This window comes from Lacrimispora xylanisolvens, assembly GCF_002934545.1.
Lineage (GTDB): Bacteria > Bacillota > Clostridia > Lachnospirales > Lachnospiraceae > Lacrimispora > Lacrimispora xylanisolvens.
Map to the genome: position 1 here is coordinate 542193 of NZ_PTJA01000001.1, position 24045 is coordinate 566237.

Sequence of the window (24045 nt, forward strand, 5' to 3'; positions counted from 1 at the left end):
ATAGTCCTCCTGTTGTAGGTATTAATAAGAGTGTCAGAACCTCATTTAAAACGGCAGAACACTTTGCAGAGAGTAGGTAATGGACAGATCTTTTCTGGAATATTCCTTTTTAAAATTCTGAATAATCCGCTTTAAAACCATCTCTCCGTTTTCATAGGTGGCAGTAGGAAGAAGCATCAGATACTGGCTTACGCTGTAACGGCTGTAAACGTCTCCTCTGCGAAGAGAGTTGCGGATGGAACTGCCCAGTTCATCCATGGCACGGGTCTGTACCGCTGGCTTTAATAACTCACCCTTTAAATTGCTGATGGTTAGCAGGCATAAAAAGATGGAATCGCCGGTTCGCTCTATGGCTCTGGCCTCCAGCTGGTAGATATCCCGGAATACGGAAGGCTCGCAGCAAAATGCTCCCTTATTGGTTCCGCCCTCTAAAAGAATCTCCCTGATGGTGCTTAAATCCATGGTGATTCCATGCTTTTTATCGCTGATCATTTTATACAGCTCTTTAAAGCGGATAGATGGAGTGATGGCAAACTCGTTGTAGAACATGTCGTTTACCCGTTTGTAATGTTCCAGGGACATCATCTGGTTGCCGCTCTGGTACAGAGCATAGATCAGATAGTAATGTGCTTCTTCCCCATAAGGATCGATGGAGATTGTCTGCTGGCAGACATCTATCATCGTAGGATAATCCTTTCTGTCATCTAACATTACCAGGATCTTTTTCACTAATTTCTGATATAGGGTATGATAATAGGTGTGGATCGGGATTACCCAGGATTCCCATTCGGATTTTGGAAGAAAGTTTCCTTTATAAAGGTTAAATGCCTCCATTGACAGTTTCAGGCGGGTCTCTTCTGGAAATTCCTTGCTATCAGCCTGCAGACAAAGCTCTTCGAACTTGTCCGTGTCGCATACGGTGGTAAGATCCCTTGTCCAGCCATATGCCTTTCTGTTTTGAAATACCAGTTCCTGAGTGGGAAACCCAAGTGGCTCAAGAAGCTTTCGCACGCGGAACATCAGCGTCTTTAAAGCGCCAGCAGGATTATTGCTGGCTTCATCTTTCCAAAACAGATCGATTAATTCATCAACGGGAATATCCCTGCCACGAAACGTGATTAAATATTCCAAAAGACTCCATGGTTTTTTAGCCTGATTATTCTGATCAACAATTATTTTGTCTCCGATGGTAACGGAGAATCCACCCAGCATGTTCACATAAATGATCGTCTCTTGATTTTTCATAGTTTTCTCCAAAGTAACATTTTCTTTCCTTAGTATATAGAAAAAAACGTTAAAAGTCTAGCGCAGCTTATAAAAGATTGAGATTTTTATTAAAATAAGCTATACTAAAGCGGAAGAATATGAAAAAGAAAGCAGGAGATTGCTATGAACAGAAAAAAACTGTCGACAGGAATTCTTATACTTGCATTTCTGCTTCTGGCTGTGGGAGCCGGAGTGCTTTACTTTGATTACCGTGACAGGCAGTATTCTGACAACCTGTATGAAAGCCTGGCTGAGCTGGCAAAGGAACCAGAAGAGAGCGTGACTGCCCCGTCGGAAACACAGAAAGAGAAAGAAGAACCTTATGTATCTCCTATTTCTTTTGATGAACTAAAAAAGATTAATCCTGACATTGTTGGCTGGATCCGCATTGCTGATACGAGTATTGATTACCCTATCGTCCACACGGACAACAATGATACTTACCTGGATACGGATTTTGATGGAAAAAAGAATCCGTCAGGAACCATATTTCTTGACTGTGACAGTGAACCTGATTTTTCCGGAAGGCATAACATAATTTATGGGCATCATATGAAAGATGGTTCCATGTTTAAGGATATCATAAAGTATAAAGAGGAATCTTTTTATCGTGCCCATCAGGATATTGTGATCTATACACCGCAGCAGGAATTCCATTTGCGGCCGGTCACTGTGCTTTATACGGATGCAGGCGGAATACGCAGAAAAACAAAATTTGAATCAGATGAGAGCTTTTCCCTGTATGTGGATGAGATGACAAAGAACGGCATGTTTTATCAGGCACCCCAAGAGCCAATTAAAACTCTGTGGTCATTTGTTACCTGCAGCTATGAATTTGATGATGCAAGAACCATTCTATATGCAGCATTAGTCCCTTAGATTGAAAAGAATAAAAATATATGGTATATTACAAATCAAATTGTATAACGACAGATTTATAAAGGAGAATTAATAAAATGGGTAAATATTTTGGAACAGATGGTTTTAGAGGAGAAGCAAATGTTACGCTGACTGTTGAGGATGCGTTTAAGGTAGGCCGCTTTTTAGGCTGGTACTATGGACAGAAAAAACCGGCTGAAGTATGCAGGATCGTTATCGGAAAAGATACAAGACGCAGCAGCTATATGTTTGAATATTCTCTTGTGGCAGGTCTTACCGCATCAGGAGCCGATGCCTATCTGCTTCATGTCACCACCACCCCCAGCGTATCCTATGTTGTCCGTACAGAAGGATTTTCCTGCGGGATCATGATCTCTGCAAGCCATAATCCATACTACGATAACGGGATTAAAGTGATTAATGAAAAGGGAGAGAAGTTAGAAGAATCTGTCATCACGGAGATTGAGAAATATTTAGACGGAGAGATGGGAGAACTGCCATTTGCAACCCAGGATAAGATCGGAAGAACAGTGGATTTTGCAGCAGGAAGAAACCGTTATATTGGCTATCTGATCTCTACGGCAACCAGATCCTTTAAAAATAAAAAAGTGGCACTGGACTGTGCCAACGGTAGCGCCTCCGCCATTGCAAAGAATGTATTTGATGCACTTGGCGCAGAGACTCATGTGATCAGCAACGAGCCAAATGGCTTGAATATTAATACGAACTGCGGTTCCACCCATATGGGACAGCTGGTGAAGTTTGTGAAAGAGGTAGGGGCTGATGTGGGCTTTGCTTACGATGGAGATGCAGACCGCTGTCTGTGCGTTGATGAGAACGGAAATGTAGTTGATGGAGATGGTATCTTATACATCTGCGGAAAATATATGAAAGAGCAGGGCCTGCTTAAAAATAACAAAGTGGTTACAACTGTGATGTCCAATTTCGGGTTATATAAAGCTTTGGACCGGGAAGGGATTGATTACGAAAAAACAGCAGTTGGTGACAAATATGTTTATGAGAACATGGTAACCAATGGAAACTGTCTTGGCGGCGAACAGTCAGGACATATCATATTCAGTAAGCATGCAACAACCGGAGATGGAATCCTGACTTCATTAAAGGTAATGGAAGTAATTCTGGAAAAGAAAGAAAGCCTTGGAAAGCTGGCTTCTGAGCTGGAGATCTTTCCACAGGTATTAAAGAATGTACGGGTTCACGACAAGACAGCGGCTCAGGATGACGAAGCGGTTAAAGCGGAAGTGGAGAAAGTGGCACAAAGTCTTGGAGACAGCGGAAGAATTCTTCTTCGCCAGTCAGGTACCGAGCCGGTGGTTCGAGTCATGGTAGAAGCAGCTGATTTAAAAACATGTGAGCAGTACGTGGAGCAGGTAATTGATGTCATGAAATCAAGAGGTCACGTCATTTCCTGATTGTAAATGAAAGTCATTGAAAACCGAAGATAACAGCCGGTTTTTCAATGACTTTTTCAGTTTTAATAACGGCGTCTCATTGTAAATGAAGACAATTCATGATATCATTGTATTTATCTGCAAATTTATTTTGGGAGATCGGAAATATGGATAAAAAAGATAAATCAAACTTAGGAGAACAAATCCGCAGTACGGTGCAAAGTGCCATTGATTCCAGAGATTTTAACCAGCTGAACCGAATCATATCCGATTCCGTAAATTTTGCCCTGGATGAAGCAAAAAATCAGCTGGCAAAAGGAACAAAAAGCTGGACGCAGCCGCCGGTACGGGATAACAGGGGTGAAACTGGTGAGGTGGAGAAGGCGGCAGATGACGAACCGGGATACCGGGCGTTTCAGACCAGCCGCACGGTAAAAGAGCGTACAGGCAGTTCATTAGCAGGAGCAGGGAAACAGGAGATTAAAATTAACCAGCAGGGGCGTGTGGGCGGAGTACTTTTAACCATTTTTGGAAGTCTTTTTCTTGGGATTGATCTGATTGGGATTCTGATATCTCTTTTTGCTTCCATGATTTTAAAACCTGTCGCATGGGCGGCAGCCGGTGCGTTTACCTTTCTACTGGTAGCAGGAATTGTTTCCGGCTGCATGCTTTTTTCCGGAATCGCCATAAATGGAAGATTAAAAAGAGCCAGAATCTATGCAAAACAGTCCGAAAAACGAATGTATTGTAATTTGGAGGAACTGGCTGCAAGTATTGGCAAATCAAAGGAATATGTATTAAAAGACGTGGAGAAAATGATGAGACTGGGTATTTTCCCCCAGGCACACTTAGACGAGCAGAAAACCTGCCTGATATTAAGCGAAGCCACATATAACCAGTATCTGGAGTGCCAGAAAGCGTTAAAGGAGCGGGAAAAAGAGGAAGAACTGAGACAGATATCAGACAATGAAACCCAGGAAAATCAAGCGTTACAGAAAATGATGACTCAGGGAAGAGATTACCTGAGAATATTAAAAGAAGCCAATGACGCCATTCCGGGCGAAGTGATTTCCCGAAAAATATCCATGCTGGAGGATGTAATACAGAGAATTTTTGACACTGTTTTAAAACATCCGGATCAAATGGGAGAGATGGAGCAGTTTATGGACTACTACCTCCCTACAACGGTAAAGCTGGTGAATGCTTACCGGGATTTTGACAGCACAGGCATAGAAGGCAATAATATTATCAATGCAAAAAAAGAAATTGAAGGAACTCTTGATACCATCAATCTGGCTTTTGAACGGCTGCTTGATGATCTGTACCAGGATACGGCTATGGACATTACCACGGATGCATCGGTACTCCAGACAATGTTAAAGAAGAATGGATGGGCCGAAAGTGATTTTACAGGAGGAAATAAAGAATGAGCAAAGATTTGGAAGAGATGATAAATGAAGCGCCGCAGCTGACCCTTACACCATTTGATCAGAAAGAAGGTGTGAAAGAGGGACATGCACTGACCGAGGCAGTACCTGTATCTGAACCAGTGCCTGCACCGGAGCTTACACCAGAGGAAGAACGTCTGGTTTCTGATTTCGCTGATAAAATTAATTTAAAAGATTCCAATATGGTTCTTCAGTATGGCGCAGGAGCACAAAAGAAGATCGCTGATTTTTCTGAGTCAGCCCTTGATAATGTAAAATCAAAGGATCTGGGTGAAGTGGGACAGATGCTCACCAATGTGGTGACAGAGTTAAAAAGCTTTGAAACGGAAGGAGAGGAAAAAGGCTTTTTTGGTTTCTTTAAAAAGAGTGCTAACCGCCTTGATAACATGAAAGCGAAGTATGCATCAGCGGAGACCAATGTGAACCAGATCTGCAAGATCCTTCAGAATCATCAGATTCAGCTTTTAAAGGACATTGCCCTTCTGGATAAAATGTATGAGTTAAACACCACTTATTTTAAAGAACTGACCATGTATATCCTGGCTGGAAAGAGAAAACTTGCAAAAGTTCAGCAGGAAGAGCTCCCTCTGTTAATGGAACGGGCGGCAAAAAGCGGTCTTCCGGAGGATGCCCAGGCAGCCAATGATTTGTCTGCCATGTGCGGACGTTTTGAAAAGAAGATCCATGACCTGGAGCTCACCCGCATGATTTCCATTCAGATGGCGCCCCAGATCAGACTGGTTCAAAATAATGATACCTTAATGACAGAGAAGATCCAGTCCACCCTTGTCAACACCATTCCTCTCTGGAAGAGTCAGATGGTTCTTGCCATCGGAATCAATCATTCAGAGCAGGCTGCAAAGGCACAAAGAGAAGTGACCGACATGACCAACGAGCTGCTTCGAAAGAATGCAGAGGTATTAAAAACTGCAACCATTGAGACGGCAAAAGAGTCAGAGCGTGGAATCGTTGACATGGAAACCCTGAAAAAGACCAATGAGTCCCTGATTACAACCCTTGATGAAGTGGTACGGATTCAGGCAGAGGGAAGACAAAAACGAAAAGAAGCAGAAGTGGAACTTGCCCGTATGGAAGGGGAATTAAAGACCAAGCTTTTACAGATGAGCAGGTAAAAGATTCTGTGGTTTTTAAAGTTTTTGTTGTAAGTCATTTTTACTCGTGCTATAATAGCATAACACTTTACCGTGGTGGTTTGTCAGAGCACGGCATGTGATTTTATTGCAAAGGAATGATGACAGATGGGGTTAGACCTTTAAAACCCACGTTGTTCATTGTCAAAAAATACAGCGTGATTTATCGACTCCAAAGCCTGAACTGATTTTTTTATGAAGAAAATACAGACAAAAAAGGAATATGGAGGAGATCAGACATGTTGAATTATGAAAGATATAAGCGGGTACCGGTAGTAGATTATCCGGAAAGACAATGGCCGTGCAGGGAGATTAAGAAAGCGCCGATCTGGTGCAGTGTGGATTTGAGAGATGGAAACCAGGCTCTTATTGAGCCCATGGTGGTGGAAGAAAAGATTGAGATGTTTAACCTTCTGATTAAACTTGGTTTTAAGGAGATTGAAGTGGGATTTCCTGCTGCTTCCCAGATTGAGTTTGATTTCTTAAGACAGCTTGTAGAACGGAAACTGATTCCTGATGACGTGGTGATTCAGGTTCTGGTTCAGTGCAGAGAGCATTTGATTAAGAGGACATTTGAAGCCTTAGAGGGAGTTAAGAAGTCAATCGTTCATATCTACAATTCCACATCTACATTACAGCGTAATGTGGTCTTCCGCAAAGAGATGGATGAGATCAAGGAGATCGCCATACAGGGAACCCAGTGGGTGAAACAGTATATGCAGGATTTTAAGGGAGAAGTTACGCTTGAATATTCTCCTGAAAGCTTTACCGGAACGGAACTTCAATTTGCACTTGATATCTGTACGGCAGTGCAGGAAACCTGGGAAGCCACTCCGGAAAAGAAGATTATTTTCAATCTTCCTTCCACTGTGGAGATGACAACTCCCAACGTATATGCTGATCAGATTGAATGGATGAATTCCCGGTTCAAAAACCGTGACAGCATTATTTTAAGTGTTCATCCTCATAATGACAGAGGAACAGGGATTGCAGCCACTGAGCTGGCTCTTCTTGCAGGAGCTGACCGTGTGGAAGGAACTCTGCTTGGGAATGGAGAACGTACCGGTAACGTGGATATTTTAACAGTTGCCTATAATATGTTTTCTCAGGGCATCAATCCGGAACTTCATCTTGAAAATATCCGTGAAATCGTGGATGTTTACGAACGATGTACCAAGATGGAAGTGGAACCAAGACACCCTTATGCGGGAAAACTTGTTTTTACTGCATTTTCCGGATCCCATCAGGATGCCATTAACAAAGGTATGCAGGCGATGCATGAGAAGAAGAATCCATTCTGGGAGGTTCCTTACCTTCCAATCGATCCTTCCGATATTGGCAGACAGTATGAACCAATTGTCAGAATCAACAGCCAGTCCGGCAAGGGCGGCGTAGCCTTTGTCATGGATACCTTCTATGGATTCAAGCTTCCAAAGGGTATGCACAAGGAGTTTGCCGATGTGATTCAGGCAATTTCCGAAAAGCAGGGTGAGGTTGCTCCAGAGCAGATTCTGGAAGAATTCAAGAGCTGCTATACCGAACGGAAGGAACCCATTCATTTCAGAAAGAGCCAGATTACAGAGGCAGAAGAAGATGTGGAGTTCTCAACCCTTGCCAAAGTCCGCTACACAGACCATGGTGTGGAGAAAGTTTTCGAGGGTGTGGGAAACGGACCCATCGATGCTGTTCAAAAGGGTCTGGAGAAGGAGCTTGGTATCGAAATCCGGGTGCTGGATTACTACGAGCACGCACTTGCTTCCGGATCAGGGGCACAGGCTGCATCCTACATCCATTTGCTTGATGTAAAGACCGGAAAGGCTACTTATGGTGTGGGAATCAGTTCCAACATTACCAGAGCGTCTATCCGGGGTATCTTCAGTGCAGTAAACCGGTTATTTTATTAATATCAGATAATGAAAGGGATCCAGTCTTTTTGAGGCAGGATCCCTTTTAGTTATCTGATTCTTATTTCAAAACAAACAGCTTCATCCCGCCCCTGATATTTCCCATAGTTTGGAATAATGTGAAAGCCGTTTCTAATGTAGAAGCTGCATGCGCCTGCGTTGATTTTTCTGGTTTCGCAGATCAGTCTGCTATATCCAAATTCCAGTGCCTTATTTTCAAGAAAATTTAAGATAGAAGTGCCAACACCCAGTCCCTGTTCTTTTGCATACATCCGTTTTAATTCCCCAGTGGAATCGTCTATTCGGCGTATTGCGCCGCAGCCTGCTGCCTTACTTCCACTTCTTGCAATGACAAAAATTGATTTCTCATCTTCCATATCATTGACTGAAAATGAGGATTCTCCGCTGTTTCCGGTTATGTGATTGAGACTTCCGGATAATTCATTTAACAGTGACAGAGATTCATCTGTGTTAATATCAGCCTCTATCATCTGAAGTGCTGTTTGAATATTATTATTCTCACTCATTGTGTTTAAATATCATCTCCTCTCACATTCATAATAATTATAAACCCATCTATTTATTGAAACAATGATTATTTAAAATTACACATATAGAACCGGCGTTTACTTTTCTGAAAGACTCTAGTATAATTAATTCAGTTTATAAAACGACAGGAGAGTAAAGATGAAGAAATATGATTATGTGCTTGTCGGAGGTGGTCTTTATTCCGGCGTATTTGCCTATCTGGCCAGGAAACAGGGGAAGAAATGTCTGGTCCTTGAAAAGAGGGAACATTTAGGTGGCAATTTGTATTGCGAAGAGACAGAAGGAATCCATGTACACCGGTATGGCGCTCATATTTTCCATACAAGCAACCGTAAGGTCTGGCAGTTTGTCAATGAGCTGGCAGAGTTTAACCGGTATACCAATAGTCCCGTTGCCAACTATTTAGGAGAAATGTACAATCTTCCTTTTAACATGAATACCTTCAGCAAGATGTGGGGGGTGTCAACTCCTGAACAGGCAAAAGCAAAGATTCATGAGCAGAGACAGGTGATTACCAGTGAGCCGAAAAATCTGGAAGAGCAGGCAATCAGCCTGGTGGGAACGGATATCTACGAAAAACTGGTAAAGGGTTATACGGAAAAGCAGTGGGGAAGAGATTGCAAGGAGCTTCCGGCCTTTATTATTAAGCGTCTCCCTGTACGGTTTACCTATGACAATAATTATTTTAATGACTTATATCAGGGCATTCCCATCGGCGGTTACAACGTAATTACAGACAAGCTATTTGAAGGTTGCGATGTAGAGCTTTCTGTTGATTATTTAGATAACAGGGAGCAATATGACAGTCTGGGAGAGAAAATCATATACACCGGAATGATCGATGCTTTCTACGGATACCAGTTTGGTAAACTGGAGTACCGCAGTCTGAAGTTTGAGACTGAAACCCTTAATACAGACAATTACCAGGGTGTTGCAGTTGTAAATTATACAGACCGTGAAACTCCTTATACCAGAATTATTGAGCATAAACATTTTGAGTTCGGAACCCAGGATAAGACGGTTATAACCAGAGAATATCCCATTGACTGGAGTGAGGGTATGGAACCTTATTATCCCGTTAATGATGAGACTAATCAGAACTTGTATCAGGCATATGAAAAACTTGCCCAAAAAGAGGAACGCGTTATCTTTGGAGGCAGACTGGCAGAATATAAATATTACGATATGGACAAAGTCATTGAGTCTGCTTTTAAAATGGCTGAGTCTGAACTGGGCCTCCTCCCCTAGCCGCCGGCTGTTTACTTTTCTAATCAGATATAGTACAATACAACGATAAAATTGGTATGCGGGGAGGATATTATGAATATAGTTTACGCTTCCAACGATAAGTTTGCCAGACACCTTGCTGTTTCTCTCTACTCTCTTCTTGATCGGAATCAAAAGATTGAAACGCTTGATGTCTGGGTTTTATCCATGGGGTTGTCAAGGGAATCAAAAGACCGCTTATGCGGGATCGCACAGGAATTTGATCGTGAGCTTTCTGTGATTGAACTGGGAAATTTAAAGGAACGGTTTTCCCACGAGGTGGACACAGGAGGATTTGATTTAAGCATTATGGCCCGCTTGTTTTTAGGAGATGTGCTCCCTGAACATGTGGAACGGGTACTTTATCTGGATTGCGATACCGTGATATTGTCTTCTTTGGAAAAATTATGGAAGGCTGATCTGGGTCCGTTCCTGTTAGGCGCTGTCATGGAGCCAACCATTTATCCTTGTATTAAAGAAGAAATCGGATTAAGACCGGAAGAACCCTATTTTAATTCAGGGGTGCTTTTAATTGACTTAAACCGGTGGAGAGAAGAGAATGTTCAAAAGAAGCTTCTTGATTTTTACAGGTCCAAGGGAGGGAAACTGTTTGCAGGCGATCAGGATACTATTAATGGGAGTTTAAAGGGCAGAATCAGACCTCTTTCTCCCCGTTATAATTATTTTACCAATTACCGGTATTTCCATTACAGACATTTAGTCCGGCTGTCTCCAGTGTACGCACTTATTACTGAAAATGGCTTCCGTGAAGCTGGCAGACATCCGGCGATTCTTCATTTCATGGGGGACGAGAGACCCTGGAAGGAAGGAAATTTAAATCACTACCGCAGAGCTTACGACAAGTATCTGGCGAAAACCCCATGGGCAGGAACTCCAAAGGAAAAAGGAAACCGGTTTTATATGGCAGCTTATCATCTTATGAATTATGGCACCTATTTGTGCCCTCCATTTCGTGATTTTATCAGCCGCCGTTTTGGAATGAAGCTTGTAAATTCCAGAAAAGGATCTTAAAAGGAGCAGATATGAATGTAAGTTGTATCATTTTAAACTACAATGATGCTGATACCACATTAAAACTGGTTCAGGGGATGAAAGATTATACTTCTCTTGATTCCATTGTTGTGGTGGATAATCATTCCACAGATGATTCGGTTGCCAGACTAAAGGATTTAGAAGGCGGCCGGGTACACGTGATCGGCTCCTTAAAAAATGGCGGTTATGGTTATGGAAATAATCTGGGAATCCGTTATGCTTACAGGGAACTTGGTGCCACCCATGTGTTAATTGCAAATCCCGATGTCATGGTTACAGAGGAGACGATTACCGCCATGAAAAACGCATTTATGACGGATGAACGTATTGCAGTCACTGCCGCCGTGCCGGTAGACCAAAGGGGCAGGGAAGGACTGATGGGCTGGAAACTGACTGGTCTGTTTGAAGATTTGCTTGATACAGGGCTGGTTACACGACGGTTATTTAGACGGTGGCTCACAGATGAACCGGGGAAACGGGCATTTCAACTGAAAACACCTGTGGCAACGGAATGCTGTGCGTGGGCGGATGCAGTTCCTGGTTCTCTTTTACTGGCTGACTTGAAGGCGATGATGGCATGCGGCCTTTATGATGAGGAAGTATTTCTCTATTATGAAGAAAAGATTCTTGGGTTTCAGTTGAAGAAAAAGGGGTACCGGACACTTCTGCTTCTTGACCGGACTTATCTCCATCTTCATTCCGTCTCCATTGACAAATCCGTTAGTTCCATTCTGAAAAAACAGGCGCTGCTTCATAAAAGTAAGCTTCATTACTATAAAAAATATTTAAAAATAAACCGGTTTCAGGAATTTGCTGCAAAAGCATTCCTGGAATTTCTCATGTTTGAGATCTGGTTTTTAACAGAGATTCTGGGAATGTCATGGTAAACGACAGGGAAAGAGGGGATAGAATGATAACAGTACTTTTGGCTGCCTGTAACGGAGAAAGATATCTAAAAGAACAGATGGAATCACTTTTGGGACAGACCTATCAGGAATTTACCATTTTAATTTCCGATGACGGTTCCTCTGACAGAACTCCCCAAATCATCTCAGAATATGAAAGCAGGTTTCCAGACCGGATAAAAAGCTTAAAGAATTTAAAACCATCAGGAAGTGCCAGAGACAATTTCTTCCGGCTTTTAAAATCTGTGTCTGATGAGTATCTGATGTTTTGTGATCAGGATGATATCTGGCTGACGGATAAAGTAGAGGTTACCTTAAGAGAGATGAGGAAGATGGAAAAGATATGGGGAAAGGATATGCCTATTCTGATCCATTCAGATTTGTCTGTGACTGATGCTGCGGGAACGGTACTTCATACTTCCATGGCAAGATACCAGAAGATCGGAGTTAACGATAACCGCACCAGCCATTATCTGGTGGAAAATAATATCACAGGCAATACCATGATGATTAACCGGTCCTTAAGAAATCTGACGGAGCAAATCCCGGATACCTGTGTCATGCATGACTGGTGGCTCGGTCTTGTGGCAAGCTGTTTTGGGAAAATTTCCTATATTGACCGTCCGCTGGTTCGCTACCGACAGCATGGTAACAATCAGGTTGGTGCAAAAAGCGGCATGAAACAGCTGTCGGAGAGAATGAGCAGACAGGAGAAAGTTCATGAAAATTACCGTCTCCTGTTTGAACAGGCAAAATCCTTTCTTTCTATTTACAGACAGTTCATGACTCCCTCTCAGAGAGAGTTGTTTGAAGAATTTATAACCCTTCGCCGTAAAAGCAGAGCAGGGAAAATAAAGACTATTTTAAAATACAAATTATTTAAAAGTACCCGTGTCAGAACGCTTGGACAGATGTTTTCTATTTAACAAAGCAGTGCATGGGAAATGAGGAGAATGGTAGAATGATACCAAATGAAAAAGAAATACTGGTAACGAGGGCTTCCATGCCTTCCTACGAAGAATTTATTGCTGAGATCAAACCGATCTGGGAAACTGCCTGGATGACCAATATGGGAGAATTTCACGACAGATTAAAGGATCAGCTGAAGGAATATTTAAAAGCGGAAAATCTTCTGCTGTTTGTGAACGGACATATGGCTCTTGAGATGGCGCTGCAGGCGATGAACTTAACCGGAGAGGTGATTACCACCCCTTTTTCCTTTGCTTCCACCACCCATGCGATTATAAGAAATAATCTCACGCCAGTATTCTGCGATATCAGAGACGACGACTACACCATCGATGCCGATCAGATTGAAGCGCTGATTACAGATAAAACCACAGCGATTCTTCCGGTGCATGTATATGGTAATGTCTGCGATGTGGATAAAATAGAGTCCATAGCCAGAAAGCACAACTTAAAAGTGATTTATGACGCAGCACATGCATTTGGAGTAGAGGTGAATCATCGTGGAATCGGCACCTACGGAGATGCATCCATGTTCAGCTTTCACGCTACCAAGGTATTTAATACCATAGAGGGCGGAGCAGTTACTTTTAAAGATCCATCCCTGGAAATTCTACTTAATTATTTAAAAAACTTTGGAATAACCGGAAAAGAATCCGTGGAATATATAGGCGGCAATGCAAAGATGAATGAATTCCAGGCTGCCATGGGAATTTGCAATCTGCGTCATGTAGAGGAAAATATTGAAAAACGCAGACTGGTTTCAGAACGTTATCGGGAGCATTTACAGGGAGTTTCCGGAATTCACCTTAATCCCATAAAGCAGGGAATCAGTCAGAATTATGCATATTTTCCTGTATCATTTGATGGGTTTGAATTGACCAGAAATCAGGTATATGATCTTCTCGCTACCCATAATATCTTTGCCAGAAAATATTTCTATCCCCTCATTACGGATTTTGAATGCTACAGGGAGCGTTTTTCGGATCTTGATCTTCCCAATGCCAAACGGGCAGCAGACAGTGTTCTTACCCTGCCCCTTTATGCAGATCTGCCTCTTGAAGATGTGGACAGGATATGCGAGATTATTTTAAGTGCCGCAAAGAAAGGAAAATAGTGCGTATGAAAGCTGCAGTTGTAACCGCAATCGGATCATTTTCCGCTGATATTGTTATTAAAAATTTGAAAAATATGGGCCTTAAGGTGATCGGCTGCGATATATATCCGGCAGAATGGATTGCTGACTCTTCCAGTGTTTCTGCTTTTTATCAGGTTCCTCTTGCAACACAGGAAGAGGAGTATGTAGAGGAAATTCTGACTATCTGTAAAAAAGAAGGGGCTGACGGACTGATCGTTTTAACCGATGCAGAAGTAGATGTATGGAACCGTCATAGAAACAAATTAAAGGAAGCAGGAGTGACGCTATGCCTGTCCCCGGAAGAGACCATAACGGTCTGTAGAGATAAGATGAAACTTTATGAGTTTCTTTCTGAAAGAGGGATTGGAACTATGATACCTACCAGAATGCTGGCTGGTATTTCTTCTGAATCCATTTCCTATCCGGCAGTTGTAAAGCCATATAATGGAAGAAGCAGCCAGGGGCTTTCCTACCTTCATAATCAGGAAGAAATGGAGCGGTTTCTTGCCGGAGTGGAAGCGGAAAATTACGTGGTACAGCCCTATTTTAAGGGAAGTATTATTACAGTAGATGTAGTGCATCAGGCGGACACGGGGTGTTCAGCAGCTGTCTGCCGGAAAGAATTACTGCGGACTCCCAACGGTGCAGGTACATCTGTTCTGGTATTTTCAAATCCAACTCTGGAAGCAGTATGCAAAGAGGCAGCCAGTGCCTTGGGAATTCAGGGTTGTGTCAATTTTGAATTTATTGAAGGGGAAGATGGAACCTTTTCCATGCTGGAATGCAACCCACGTTTTTCAGGCGGAGTGGAATTCTCCTGTATAGCGGGATATGACTGCGTCTTAAATCATGTAAGGTGTTTTCAGGGGGAGGACATTTTGCCTTCCGGTCCTGTAAAGGAAATGTATATTGCCAGAAAATACGAGGAATACGTAACGAAGGTGCTTGATAAGGAAGGGACTAAGATATGAAAGACGGATCAAATAGCGAAATCATGGCCAGCATTAACTGTGTCACCTTTAACCATGGTGCCTTCATCCGCCAGGCTCTTGACAGCTTTCTGATGCAGAAAACGAATTTTGAGTATGAGATTCTGGTTCATGATGATGCTTCCACGGACGGGACAGGGGATATCATCAGGGAATATACAGAAAAGTATCCGGATAAGATCCGGCCTCTGATTCAGACAGAAAATCAGTATTCCCAGGGCATTGATAACATAAGCGGTGCGTTTAATTTCCCCCGTGCAAGAGGAAAATATATATTCATGTGTGATGGGGATGATTACTTTGATTCGCCGGATAAGCTTCAAAAGCAGGTGGACTATATGGAGTCCCATCCGGACTGCACCCTTTGCATCCATAGTGCAAAGATCCAGTTGATGGGAAAAGCAGTGACGGAAAGCCAGATGAGGCCATATCGGAAGACCACAGTACTGACGCCAGAAGAGATCATTGATAAAACTTCGGGGTATGCCATGTCTTCCATGGCATTTCCTGCAAGACTCGTGAAAGAACTTCCTGATTACTATACAGATTGTCCGGTCGGAGATACCCCTTTGCAGCTGATGGCAGCTGCGAACGGCTATGGTTATTATATAGATGAACCCATGAGTGTATATCGGGTTGGAGTCTCCGGTTCCTGGACGGCTGAGGGGAAAAAAGGAAATTACGCCGCAAAGCAGCAGGCCTATTATGAGCGTATGAGACAGGTTTATAAAGAATTTGACAAAGCAACAGGCGGCCGTTTTAAGGCGGCCGCCATAAGTGCATCCAAACGAACCTATTACCAGACGAAGGTCAATACCAGGGATTTTAAAGAGATATTAAATCCTGCATACCGAAAGTATTATAAGGAACTTACTCCTCTGACCAGGTTCTTTATTCAGTTTCAATACCGCACTCCCGGCCTGTATGGTTTCCTTCGAAAATCATTTACCGGAAGTAAAGGTTAAATTTCACACTGCTGTTACATGTTCGGATCAGTCGGATCCCAGGTTTGTGTATCTGGTATGATCTGCTCAATGGCAGGTCGTTCATATGGTCCAGGAACGGGTGATTCGTAAATGGTTACCGTAGTTCCAAGAGCACAGTGATCATAGATCCACTTGGCATCGCCGGAGAGAAGACGGATACAGCCGGCTGATTCCGCAATGCTTAAATAATTATATGTAGAGGGATCCAGAGTCATCTTATCCGGGCGGCTGTAAAGAATGGAGTGGATTAAAAAGCCCTTCCAGATACGGGTTGCATATTGGGTAAAGATACCGTGGTCCATATCCCGCCAGCGGTATTTCACTGGTGTCTGGAATGTTCCAAGTGGTGTATCCGGACCTGTAGAGGTAAGGAATGACTTTACCGGAATAATGAATCCGTTGGCGCCGTCTTTTGCAAAGACTGTCATACAGTTCATCTGTTTGTTGATGCTGATAAAGAATGGTCCCGAGTTTCCGATGATGGGCTCTAAATCAGTAAGCATCTTGCCAGAATTTAAATCAAAATAGTACTTGAAGCCGTCGATGTACTGCCAGCCTACAACTGGAAGAGAGTCCTTAAAATAATACCGGTCATTTTCAAGCCATGCCCAGCCGGTAAAAGGGGTACCGTCTCCGTTAAAGTAGCGCAGTCCGCCGTCAACAATCTGCATTCCGTCTTTTGTGGCGGAAATCAGTGGCTTATCTGTCTTATATGGGAAGGCAGAGTTCTTAGCATAGAATGCCATACGAAAACCTGTGATATAACGTCCGGTTCCCATGGTTCCTGCACTGGTGCCGTTCTTTGCCCAGTCCGTGGTGGTGCCGTCGTCTAATTTTGCTGAATAATAGAGATTGAACTGATTGTTTACATAACCGGAAAACCTCATCTGTATGGCTTCAATATTCACGTCATTGGGATAATTGGTTGTCTGTTGTCCATTCATGACCCATGGGGACCAGCCAGTGCCTGATGTGTAGGTCCGGTAGAGTACGTTTCCTACGATATTCGTGAGAAATGTAGATAATCCATGAAAGCCCTGTCCCTCGTTGGTGATCCAGGCATCGTTGACAAAAGGCTGTGTCCAGTTGCCATCACCAATCATAACAGTGGTCTGAAGTCGTGGGAAATTGGCTTTTAATGCTTCCTGAGCAGCCCGGGTCGCTTCATCAACAACACCGTCTTCTCCTCCTCCAGCTCCTTCTTTTCCGATATCTATTCCTGCATTTGCCAAAGCGGTTTCTGCTTCCTCTGTAGTTACGCCTCCCTCAGTCTCGCTTGCAGCTGCACTCTGTTTTCCAGATTTACTGCTGTCGCTGAGGCTGACGCCATTCCTGTAACCCGGTCCATATGCCTCGTCCGCCCGCGTAAGGGCAGCCTGTCCCAGGACAAGAGCAGCTGTCAGGCAGAATGCCGCCAGGCCGCGTGTCAGTTTACGCATCATAAAAACCTCCTGTAAATCATTATAAATTTTAAAGTGATTCCATAATACTTTAACATAACTAACTGGAAAATGCTATATACGATTTACATTTATTGGGCAATATAGTACAATAAGGCGGAAATGTAAATTGGATGATTGAGGAGAAAAGCCAGTATGTACCAGGAAAATATGAAAGAGAGAGTGCTTTCCGGACTGTTTTGGAAAGTCATGGAAAATGGGGGAACACAGGGAATTCAGTTCCTTGTATCCGTACTTTTAGCCAGACTTTTAACGCCGTCCGAATCCGGGGAAGTCATGCTGATTATGATATTTATTACCATCGGCAATGTATTTGTCCAGAGTGGTTTTAACACTTCTCTGATTCAGAAGCAGGAAGTGGATGAAAGAGATTATTCTTCTGCTTTTTGCGTAAGCTTTCTGATTGCCTTCGTTCTATATATAATTTTGTTCTTTTCTGCGCCTGCAATCGGGGATTTTTATGGACAGCCAGTGTTTGTACCAGTGTTAAGAATTCTGTCCCTGACGTTGTTCTTCGGCGCAGTCATATCGGTGCAGTCCGCCTCCGTTTCCAGAAATATGGAATTTAGAAAGCTTTGTATGGCAAGCCTTTTTGCTGCGGCAGGTTCCGGCATCATCGGAGTGCTGATGGCTTTAGAAGGATATGGACTATGGGCACTTGCCATGCAGCAGTTTTTTTACAGCTTTTTTCTCATGGCTGTGCTGCATTTTTTAAAGACCTGGAAACCAAGTCTTAAATTTTCCATTGAAAAAGCGGGAGAGTTATTCTCATATGGCTGGAAGATTCTCATGTCTGGCCTCATTGATACGGTTTTTACCAATGTTTATGGTCTGGTGATTGGAAAAATATATAATTCGGCTATGATGGGGCAATACTCTAGAGGAAATCAGTTTCCTGCACTCATTGCCAATAATTTAGGGGCAGCGATCCAGTCGGTTATGCTTCCTGCTTTTTCTGCCTGCCAGGATGACAGAGAGAGGGTAAAAAGCATGGTAAGAAGGTCGATTGTGACAAGCTCTTATCTTGTTTTTCCCATGATGGCAGGACTGATTGCCGTAGCAGAGCCTATGGTAAAGCTTTTACTGACAGACCAGTATTTACCTTGTGTCCCCATGCTCCGGCTCCTTTGCATTGCCTATGCTACCTGGCCCCTTCATGTGGCCAATTTACAGGCAATCAATGCCCTTGGAAGAAGTGAGATTTTCTTAAAACTGGAGATTATTAAAAAAGCAGTCAGTGTGGTGGCGTTAATCATCAGCATTCCCTTTGGAATTTATACCATGGTGGCGTTAAGAGCAGTGACGGATTTTATCTGTACATTTATCAATGCCTATCCGAATAAGAAGCTTCTTCATTACAGCTTTCTTCAGCAGTGGAGAGATGTATTTCCTTCTTTACTTTTATCGGCTGCCATGTGCGGTGTGGTTTACAGCGTGCAGTTCCTGGTAAATGGAACTCTGCTGACACTGACGTTGCAGATTGTCACAGGAGTCCTGTTTTATGCAGGCTTTTCCTGGCTGTTTAAGATTGAAAGCTTCTTTTACTTATGCAGAACTGTGAAAAACATGGGCAGGTAAGATAGACGTTAGCGGTTTACTTTTTTAGGCGAATCATGTAGAATAAAAAGAACTTGTTAAATGAAATGAAATAGAGGAACTATAATGGAACGTAAAAACGTGGCATGGAATATGATCGGAAGCCTGGTTTACGCGGGATCCAGCATGCTGCTGACAGCTCTGGTTAATCATCTGGTGGGAACGGATCAGGGAGGCATATTTGGCTTTGCTTTCAGCACATTCGGACAGCAGATGTTTCTTGTGGCCTATTTTGGAATGAGACCCATTCAGAGTACGGATGTGAGAGAGAGCTATACCTTTGGCGAATACCGGATGGCACGTATGGTTACCTGTGGTATGGCGCTGATTTTTGGCATTTGCTACATTCTATGGAAGGTTTTCGTTTCTTCTTCCGACTATACCTATGAAAAAATCATGGTTGTTTTCTTCATGGTTCTTTATAAGGTGCTTGACGGATTTGCTGATGTATACGAGTCGGAATTTCAAAGAAAAGGAAAGCTTTATTTAACCGGACAGGCTATGACCTGGCGAACCCTGTTTTCCGTGTGTCTGTTTTTAGGCACTCTGGCATTGACACGGGATTTAATTGTCGCTTCTGCGGTTGCCGCCGCTTCTCAGGCAGTTGGAATCTGGCTGTTTGATAAAAGGACAGCAGATAGAATAACGGAAATTAATTATGTACATGCAAAAGGAAGGCACAAACAGCTTTTACAGGACAGCTTCCTTTTGTTTTTGTCTGTATTTTTAGACGGACTTATCTTTGCAATGGCAAAGTATGCAGTGGATTCCCAGATGACTTCTGCGGACAATGCTGTATTTGTGGCAATATTTATGCCTACCTCCGTGATCAATCTTGCAGCTAATTTTGTAATCCGTCCATTCCTTACCAGACTTTCCTTACTCTGGGATGAAAACAGGACTTCGGAGTTTCTTGGAGTTCTAAGAAAGTTGTCCGGAATTATCCTGTTTCTTACTGTAGTTGCTCTGGCCGGAGCCTGGGTAATGGGCGTTCCGGTACTTTCCGCTGTTTTTAATGTGGAACTGGCGCCTTACCTTCCGGGACTACTGGCGATTATCCTGGGGGGCGGATTCTTTGCAGTGATGAATTTATTTTATTATGTCCTGGTAATTATGAAGAAACAGAGACTGATATTTTTTGGATATGTTCCGGTCTGCCTCCTTTCGTTTGTTCTTTCCTATCAGTTTGTGAAGATAGGCGGAATTAACGGTGGTGCGTATTCCTACATGATTGAGATGCTGATTCTCATGCTGTGTTTTATGGGACAGGCGATCCGGGTTATTGGTACAAAAGAAAAAGGAAGGAGAGAGCAGAGGATATGACAGACCGGGTACTGGTAGTAATACCTGCATACAATGAGGCTTTAAATATTGAGCGGGTAGTGGGAGAAGTCATTGAGAATTATCCCATGTATGACTATGTAATCATAAATGACGGTTCTACGGACAACACCGCCAGAATTTGCAGAAAGCATGGCTGGAAGATCATTGATCTGCCTATGAATTTAGGCCTGGCAGGCGCATTTCAGACAGGACTTAAGTATGCACACAGAAAGGGCTATGGCTACGCCATACAGTTTGACGGTGACGGTCAGCACCGCCCGGAGTTTATACTTCCCATGAAAGAAAAGATGGATCAGGGATATGATATTGTGATTGGCTCCAGGTTTGTAACAGAAAAAAAGCCCCGTTCTCTCCGCATGCTTGGCAGCCGGATGTTAAGCGGTGCCATCTGGTTTACAACCGGTGTTAAGGTAAACGATCCCACTTCCGGTATGCGCATGTTCAGCCGAAAGATGATCAAGGAATTTGCAGACGGTCTGAATTACGGTCCGGAACCGGATACCATTTCCTATCTCATCCGCCATGGTGCCAGAGTGGCGGAAATACCTGTAATCATGGATGAGCGGATACTGGGAGAGAGTTACTTAAATCCCTTGAATGCGGCAAAGTATATGGGAAAGATGCTGTTTTCCATTTTACTGGTTCAGAGCTTTCGCATCCGGGACAGAAGATAAAAGAAGGGGGTACGTAATATGACGTTTTTACTTCGCTGCGTACTGATATGCGTTTCCCTGGTACTGACTTTTTATGTACTGGGAAGGATTCGCCACTCCAAAATGAGGATAGAGGATTCCATATTCTGGGTAATGTTTTCCATGCTGTTAGTGATTTTCAGCGTCTTTCCGAAGGTGGCTGATTTTATATCCAGTCTGGTGGGAACCTATTCCACAGCTAATTTCATTTTTACCCTGATGATCTTTATTCTGCTCACCAAGGTCTTTTTTCAGTCGATTAAGATATCCCAGTTAGAACGCAGAGTGACGGAGTTAATCCAGATGCTGGCGCTTGATAAGGAGGAAGCCATAGAGAAGGAGGAGCATAAACTGTGAAACGTTTGTTAAGGACGAAAGGCTTGTGGCTTGCAGCCGGAAGCATTCTGCTTTTGATGTTCCTGTTCGTCAGAACCTATATGAAAACCATCGTTGGAATTCCTTCTCCGGAATTTGAGCCGGTTCGCCGGTTTTACTGGTGGTTTATTGTCTTCGGTTGTGGATTTCTTGCTGCGTTAGCCTTTCTTTTGTGGATAAAGGATGTTTTTAACCAGTGGCTGTTCCCGTTGGTGGTGATCGGACTGGGTACTTTTTATCTGTTTGCTTTAACACCTTTTACTGCACCCGATGAAGCAGCTCACTTCGTGACTGCCTATCGCCTCTCCAGTCAGATGATGGGAAAACAGGCGGTGGCTGGGGACGACTTTTTAAAGCATGCAACACCGGAAGAGAAGGAACGGTTGAAAAAAGGGGCGAATGTCCTGGTCAGAAGTGATGATGATGTGTCAGGTCTCTATGCAGAGCCTGGTCAGAGAACCTACAACCGTATACTGACAGAACTGTTTTCTCTTGATCACAGCCAGTCAGAGACGGTGCGGGAGGAAGTGCCGGTGAATGCTACTCCTGTGGTCTATCTGCCTCAGGCGGCAGGGATCACTCTCGCCAGACTTTTGCATCTTGGTTATATTCCTCTGGTGTATCTGGGACGTTTTATGAATCTTCTGGCGTTTGCAGCTATGGCAGCAGTGTCTGTTCGGCTGATGCCCTTTAAAAAGGAAGTTTTAATGGCGGTATCCTGCCTGCCCATGACTCTTCACCTGGCATCGTCCTATTCTTATGATACTGCATTTATTGGCATGTCCATGCTTTTGCTTTCCTGGTGTTTCCATCTTGCTTACGAAAAAGAAGAGATAAAATTAAAAGATTTGCTGGTTCTTACACTTTTACTGATCCTGTTAGAGCCTGGGAAAATCGTTTATTTGCCTGCAGCTGGAATTTGTCTGCTGATTCCAAAATCTAAATTTAAATCCAATAGACATTACTGGATTTCTCTTTTCTGTATCCTTGGGGTCATGCTGCTGGCAGTTTTCCTGGTAAACCGCCTGATTCTCTCTGCCTGGGCAGGTGCTACGGAAAGTTACGTGGGGTGGAGTGAAGCTGCAGGTTATAATTTATCCGATGTATGGCAGCGTCCGTTTTACGTATTTACGGTCTTTTATGAAACCCTGGTAACCCAGTATGACTATTATCTGGTGACTATGCTGGGTGGCTTTTTGGGAAATTTAGATCCCAACTTAACGGTACCGCCGGTCTGCCTTACCCTTCTTTGGTATGCGCTCTTTATCAGTGTGGTAAAGAGAGAGGGGGAAGTGGTGAAAATGACGGACGGTCAGAAGCTATGGATCTTGTTTCTGGTATTTACAAGTGCAGTACTGGTTCTGACTTCCATGTTTTTAGGGTATACCCCCAGAAATTTAACGTATATTACAGGAGTCCAGGGACGTTATTTCATTCCCCTTCTGCCCCTGCTGTTACTGACCATATATGACCGGCGTCTGGTAATCGGTGTGGATTTAAGAAAAAGTGCATGGTATCTGGAATGCTTTGTCAGTATCTATGCCCTGATCCGTATCTGCTCCACGTCGTGTCTGCGCTACTGATAGGAAAGAAGGGAGTTTCAATGGAAGAAATGATGGCAGATCAAAGAACCGTTGATGTGATCATACCGGTTTATAAGCCTGACGAAACACTGATGCGGCTTTTTCACAGGCTGGGAGAACAGTCTTATCCCATACGGAAAATCATTGTGATGAATACGGAGAAATCCTACTGGAAGGATTCGAAGTATGCACAAGTGAAAAATCTGGAAGTTCATCATGTGACAAAAGAAGAATTTGACCATGGCGGAACAAGAAACAGAGGAGCCGGCTATTCCAAGGCGGATATCATGGTATTTATGACTGATGATGCGGTTCCTGCAGATAAAAATTTAATCAGTGCTCTTGTAAACGCGTTTGTTAAAACAGGAAGTGGCGGGGAAAAGGTGGTCATGGCATATGCAAGGCAGCTGCCAAATCCTGACTGTGCCCTGGCGGAACAGTACACCCGTTCCTTTAATTACCCATCTGAGAGCCGGGTTAAGACAGAGGCAGATTTAAAAGAGCTGGGAATCAAAACGTTTTTTGCCTCCAATGTCTGCTGTGCCTATGACAGAAGTATTTTCCTGGAAGCAGGCGGATTCACCAAAACCACCATTTTCAATGAAGATATGATCTATGCAGGAAATGCGGTGCGGTACAGAGGCGAGGCTGTGGCGTATGCGGCTGATGCCAAGGTGATTCATTCCCATAATTACGGCTGTATCGCCCAGTTTAAGCGGAATTTTGACCTGGCGGTATCTCAGGCAGATCATCCGGAAGTGTTTGGTGGAATTCGCTCAGAGAGCGAGGGAATCCGGCTGGTGAAAAATACATGCGCCTGGCTGGTAAAACAAAAGAAGCCCTGGCTGATACCGGGAGTGATTATAAAAAGTGGTTTTAAATATATGGGATATCTCATGGGAAAACGGTACCGGACTCTTCCCAGACGGCTCATATTAAGCTGTACCATGAACCAGTCTTACTGGGGAAAACATAAAACTGAATAAAATATACCAATCAATAAAGTATTTTTAACTAGAGCAGATAAAAATACTTTATTTTTTTGTCTTTTTTTACCAATGAATTATACTATGGTGAAAACTA

At 43.3% G+C, this 24045-nt stretch carries 21 protein-coding genes; 18 read left to right on the plus strand and 3 right to left on the minus strand.

Translation table 11 applies throughout. The annotated features are described in order from the left end of the window. Positions 1–45 precede the first annotated feature (45 nt). Entirely contained in the window at positions 46–1245 is a 1200-nt protein-coding gene (locus tag BXY41_RS02605; RefSeq protein WP_104434263.1) for an AfsR/SARP family transcriptional regulator, read from the minus strand. Positions 1246–1389: 144 nt separating this feature from the next. Here BXY41_RS02605 and srtB point away from each other — a divergent pair, with 144 nt between their 5' ends. The 5 genes from srtB (at position 1390) to leuA (ending at position 8060) form a co-directional block, all read left to right on the plus strand. Continuing rightward, positions 1390–2145 carry a class B sortase gene (gene srtB / locus BXY41_RS02610; RefSeq protein ID WP_104434265.1) on the plus strand — a complete coding sequence of 252 codons (756 nt, stop codon included), beginning with the start codon at positions 1390–1392 and terminating at the stop codon, positions 2143–2145. A gap of 77 nt (positions 2146–2222) precedes the next feature. Beyond that, a complete protein-coding gene (glmM, locus tag BXY41_RS02615; protein ID WP_104434267.1) occupies positions 2223–3578 on the plus strand; it encodes a phosphoglucosamine mutase in 1356 nt (451 codons plus the stop codon). 146 nt (positions 3579–3724) lie between these two features. Then, a complete protein-coding gene (locus tag BXY41_RS02620) occupies positions 3725–4987 on the plus strand; it encodes a 5-bromo-4-chloroindolyl phosphate hydrolysis family protein (RefSeq protein WP_104434640.1) in 1263 nt (420 codons plus the stop codon). Beyond that, positions 4984–6138 (plus strand): toxic anion resistance protein, encoded by a 1155-nt coding sequence (locus BXY41_RS02625; RefSeq protein WP_104434269.1) that lies wholly within the window; start codon positions 4984–4986, stop codon positions 6136–6138. The genes BXY41_RS02620 and BXY41_RS02625 overlap by 4 nt, the downstream gene beginning before the upstream one ends. Positions 6139–6395: 257 nt before the next feature. After that, the gene (gene leuA, locus BXY41_RS02630) at positions 6396–8060 is read left to right on the plus strand and encodes a 2-isopropylmalate synthase (protein ID WP_104434271.1); all 1665 of its coding nucleotides are present in this window, start codon (positions 6396–6398) and stop codon (positions 8058–8060) included. Between the two features lie 50 nt (positions 8061–8110). Here the strand turns inward: leuA and BXY41_RS02635 are convergent, their stop codons facing one another. Further along, positions 8111–8587, minus strand: coding sequence for a GNAT family N-acetyltransferase (locus BXY41_RS02635; protein ID WP_242980020.1), 477 nt, complete (start codon positions 8585–8587; stop codon positions 8111–8113). A gap of 160 nt (positions 8588–8747) precedes the next feature. Here BXY41_RS02635 and glf point away from each other — a divergent pair, with 160 nt between their 5' ends. From glf to BXY41_RS02670, 7 genes are all read left to right on the plus strand, one after another. Further along, on the plus strand, positions 8748–9857 hold the full coding sequence (gene glf, locus BXY41_RS02640) for a UDP-galactopyranose mutase (protein WP_104434273.1): 1110 nt from the start codon (positions 8748–8750) through the stop codon (positions 9855–9857). Between the two features lie 72 nt (positions 9858–9929). Next, positions 9930–10907, plus strand: a complete 978-nt coding sequence (locus tag BXY41_RS02645) for a glycosyltransferase family 8 protein (protein ID WP_104434275.1) — start codon at positions 9930–9932, stop codon at positions 10905–10907. Positions 10908–10918: 11 nt separating this feature from the next. Next, complete coding sequence (locus BXY41_RS02650; RefSeq protein ID WP_104434277.1) at positions 10919–11815, plus strand: glycosyltransferase family 2 protein; 897 nt, start codon at positions 10919–10921, stop codon at positions 11813–11815. A gap of 23 nt (positions 11816–11838) precedes the next feature. Further along, complete coding sequence (locus BXY41_RS02655; protein ID WP_170072166.1) at positions 11839–12759, plus strand: glycosyltransferase family 2 protein; 921 nt, start codon at positions 11839–11841, stop codon at positions 12757–12759. A 35-nt stretch (positions 12760–12794) separates the two neighbouring features. Continuing rightward, a complete protein-coding gene (locus BXY41_RS02660; RefSeq protein ID WP_104434281.1) occupies positions 12795–13916 on the plus strand; it encodes a DegT/DnrJ/EryC1/StrS family aminotransferase in 1122 nt (373 codons plus the stop codon). 5 nt (positions 13917–13921) lie between these two features. Beyond that, the gene (locus BXY41_RS02665) at positions 13922–14908 is read left to right on the plus strand and encodes an ATP-grasp domain-containing protein (RefSeq protein WP_104434283.1); all 987 of its coding nucleotides are present in this window, start codon (positions 13922–13924) and stop codon (positions 14906–14908) included. After that, complete coding sequence (locus tag BXY41_RS02670; protein ID WP_104434285.1) at positions 14905–15891, plus strand: glycosyltransferase family 2 protein; 987 nt, start codon at positions 14905–14907, stop codon at positions 15889–15891. The genes BXY41_RS02665 and BXY41_RS02670 overlap by 4 nt, the downstream gene beginning before the upstream one ends. Positions 15892–15905: 14 nt before the next feature. On the opposite strand, the gene BXY41_RS02675 is transcribed toward BXY41_RS02670, so the two are convergent. Continuing rightward, positions 15906–17351 carry a L,D-transpeptidase gene (locus tag BXY41_RS02675; RefSeq protein WP_104434287.1) on the minus strand — a complete coding sequence of 482 codons (1446 nt, stop codon included), beginning with the start codon at positions 17349–17351 and terminating at the stop codon, positions 15906–15908. 156 nt (positions 17352–17507) lie between these two features. On the opposite strand from BXY41_RS02675, the gene BXY41_RS02680 reads away from it, so the two are divergent. From BXY41_RS02680 to BXY41_RS02705, 6 genes are all read left to right on the plus strand, one after another. Next, on the plus strand, positions 17508–18950 hold the full coding sequence (locus tag BXY41_RS02680; RefSeq protein ID WP_104434289.1) for a lipopolysaccharide biosynthesis protein: 1443 nt from the start codon (positions 17508–17510) through the stop codon (positions 18948–18950). A gap of 84 nt (positions 18951–19034) precedes the next feature. Beyond that, the gene (locus tag BXY41_RS02685; RefSeq protein ID WP_104434291.1) at positions 19035–20291 is read left to right on the plus strand and encodes a lipopolysaccharide biosynthesis protein; all 1257 of its coding nucleotides are present in this window, start codon (positions 19035–19037) and stop codon (positions 20289–20291) included. Then, a complete protein-coding gene (locus BXY41_RS02690; RefSeq protein WP_104434293.1) occupies positions 20288–20986 on the plus strand; it encodes a glycosyltransferase family 2 protein in 699 nt (232 codons plus the stop codon). The genes BXY41_RS02685 and BXY41_RS02690 overlap by 4 nt, the downstream gene beginning before the upstream one ends. 18 nt (positions 20987–21004) lie before the next feature. After that, positions 21005–21361, plus strand: coding sequence for a DUF2304 domain-containing protein (locus BXY41_RS02695; RefSeq protein WP_104434295.1), 357 nt, complete (start codon positions 21005–21007; stop codon positions 21359–21361). Continuing rightward, the gene (locus tag BXY41_RS02700; protein ID WP_104434297.1) at positions 21358–22962 is read left to right on the plus strand and encodes a DUF2142 domain-containing protein; all 1605 of its coding nucleotides are present in this window, start codon (positions 21358–21360) and stop codon (positions 22960–22962) included. The genes BXY41_RS02695 and BXY41_RS02700 overlap by 4 nt, the downstream gene beginning before the upstream one ends. A 20-nt stretch (positions 22963–22982) precedes the next feature. Continuing rightward, a complete protein-coding gene (locus tag BXY41_RS02705; protein WP_104434299.1) occupies positions 22983–23948 on the plus strand; it encodes a glycosyltransferase family 2 protein in 966 nt (321 codons plus the stop codon). The last annotated feature ends 97 nt before the right edge of the window (positions 23949–24045 follow it).

Excerpts from the sequence above, each read along its gene's own strand:
- BXY41_RS02605 (WP_104434263.1), bottom strand. The coding sequence starts at position 1,245 with ATGAAAAATCAAGAGACGATCATTTATGTGAACATGCTGGGTGGATTC.
- srtB (WP_104434265.1), top strand. The coding sequence starts at position 1,390 with ATGAACAGAAAAAAACTGTCGACAGGAATTCTTATACTTGCATTTCTG.
- glmM (WP_104434267.1), top strand. The coding sequence starts at position 2,223 with ATGGGTAAATATTTTGGAACAGATGGTTTTAGAGGAGAAGCAAATGTT.
- BXY41_RS02620 (WP_104434640.1), top strand. The coding sequence starts at position 3,725 with ATGGATAAAAAAGATAAATCAAACTTAGGAGAACAAATCCGCAGTACG.
- BXY41_RS02625 (WP_104434269.1), top strand. The coding sequence starts at position 4,984 with ATGAGCAAAGATTTGGAAGAGATGATAAATGAAGCGCCGCAGCTGACC.
- leuA (WP_104434271.1), top strand. The coding sequence starts at position 6,396 with ATGTTGAATTATGAAAGATATAAGCGGGTACCGGTAGTAGATTATCCG.
- BXY41_RS02635 (WP_242980020.1), bottom strand. The coding sequence starts at position 8,587 with ATGAGTGAGAATAATAATATTCAAACAGCACTTCAGATGATAGAGGCT.
- glf (WP_104434273.1), top strand. The coding sequence starts at position 8,748 with ATGAAGAAATATGATTATGTGCTTGTCGGAGGTGGTCTTTATTCCGGC.
- BXY41_RS02645 (WP_104434275.1), top strand. The coding sequence starts at position 9,930 with ATGAATATAGTTTACGCTTCCAACGATAAGTTTGCCAGACACCTTGCT.
- BXY41_RS02650 (WP_104434277.1), top strand. The coding sequence starts at position 10,919 with ATGAATGTAAGTTGTATCATTTTAAACTACAATGATGCTGATACCACA.
- BXY41_RS02655 (WP_170072166.1), top strand. The coding sequence starts at position 11,839 with ATGATAACAGTACTTTTGGCTGCCTGTAACGGAGAAAGATATCTAAAA.
- BXY41_RS02660 (WP_104434281.1), top strand. The coding sequence starts at position 12,795 with ATGATACCAAATGAAAAAGAAATACTGGTAACGAGGGCTTCCATGCCT.
- BXY41_RS02665 (WP_104434283.1), top strand. The coding sequence starts at position 13,922 with ATGAAAGCTGCAGTTGTAACCGCAATCGGATCATTTTCCGCTGATATT.
- BXY41_RS02670 (WP_104434285.1), top strand. The coding sequence starts at position 14,905 with ATGAAAGACGGATCAAATAGCGAAATCATGGCCAGCATTAACTGTGTC.
- BXY41_RS02675 (WP_104434287.1), bottom strand. The coding sequence starts at position 17,351 with ATGCGTAAACTGACACGCGGCCTGGCGGCATTCTGCCTGACAGCTGCT.
- BXY41_RS02680 (WP_104434289.1), top strand. The coding sequence starts at position 17,508 with ATGTACCAGGAAAATATGAAAGAGAGAGTGCTTTCCGGACTGTTTTGG.
- BXY41_RS02685 (WP_104434291.1), top strand. The coding sequence starts at position 19,035 with ATGGAACGTAAAAACGTGGCATGGAATATGATCGGAAGCCTGGTTTAC.
- BXY41_RS02690 (WP_104434293.1), top strand. The coding sequence starts at position 20,288 with ATGACAGACCGGGTACTGGTAGTAATACCTGCATACAATGAGGCTTTA.
- BXY41_RS02695 (WP_104434295.1), top strand. The coding sequence starts at position 21,005 with ATGACGTTTTTACTTCGCTGCGTACTGATATGCGTTTCCCTGGTACTG.
- BXY41_RS02705 (WP_104434299.1), top strand. The coding sequence starts at position 22,983 with ATGGAAGAAATGATGGCAGATCAAAGAACCGTTGATGTGATCATACCG.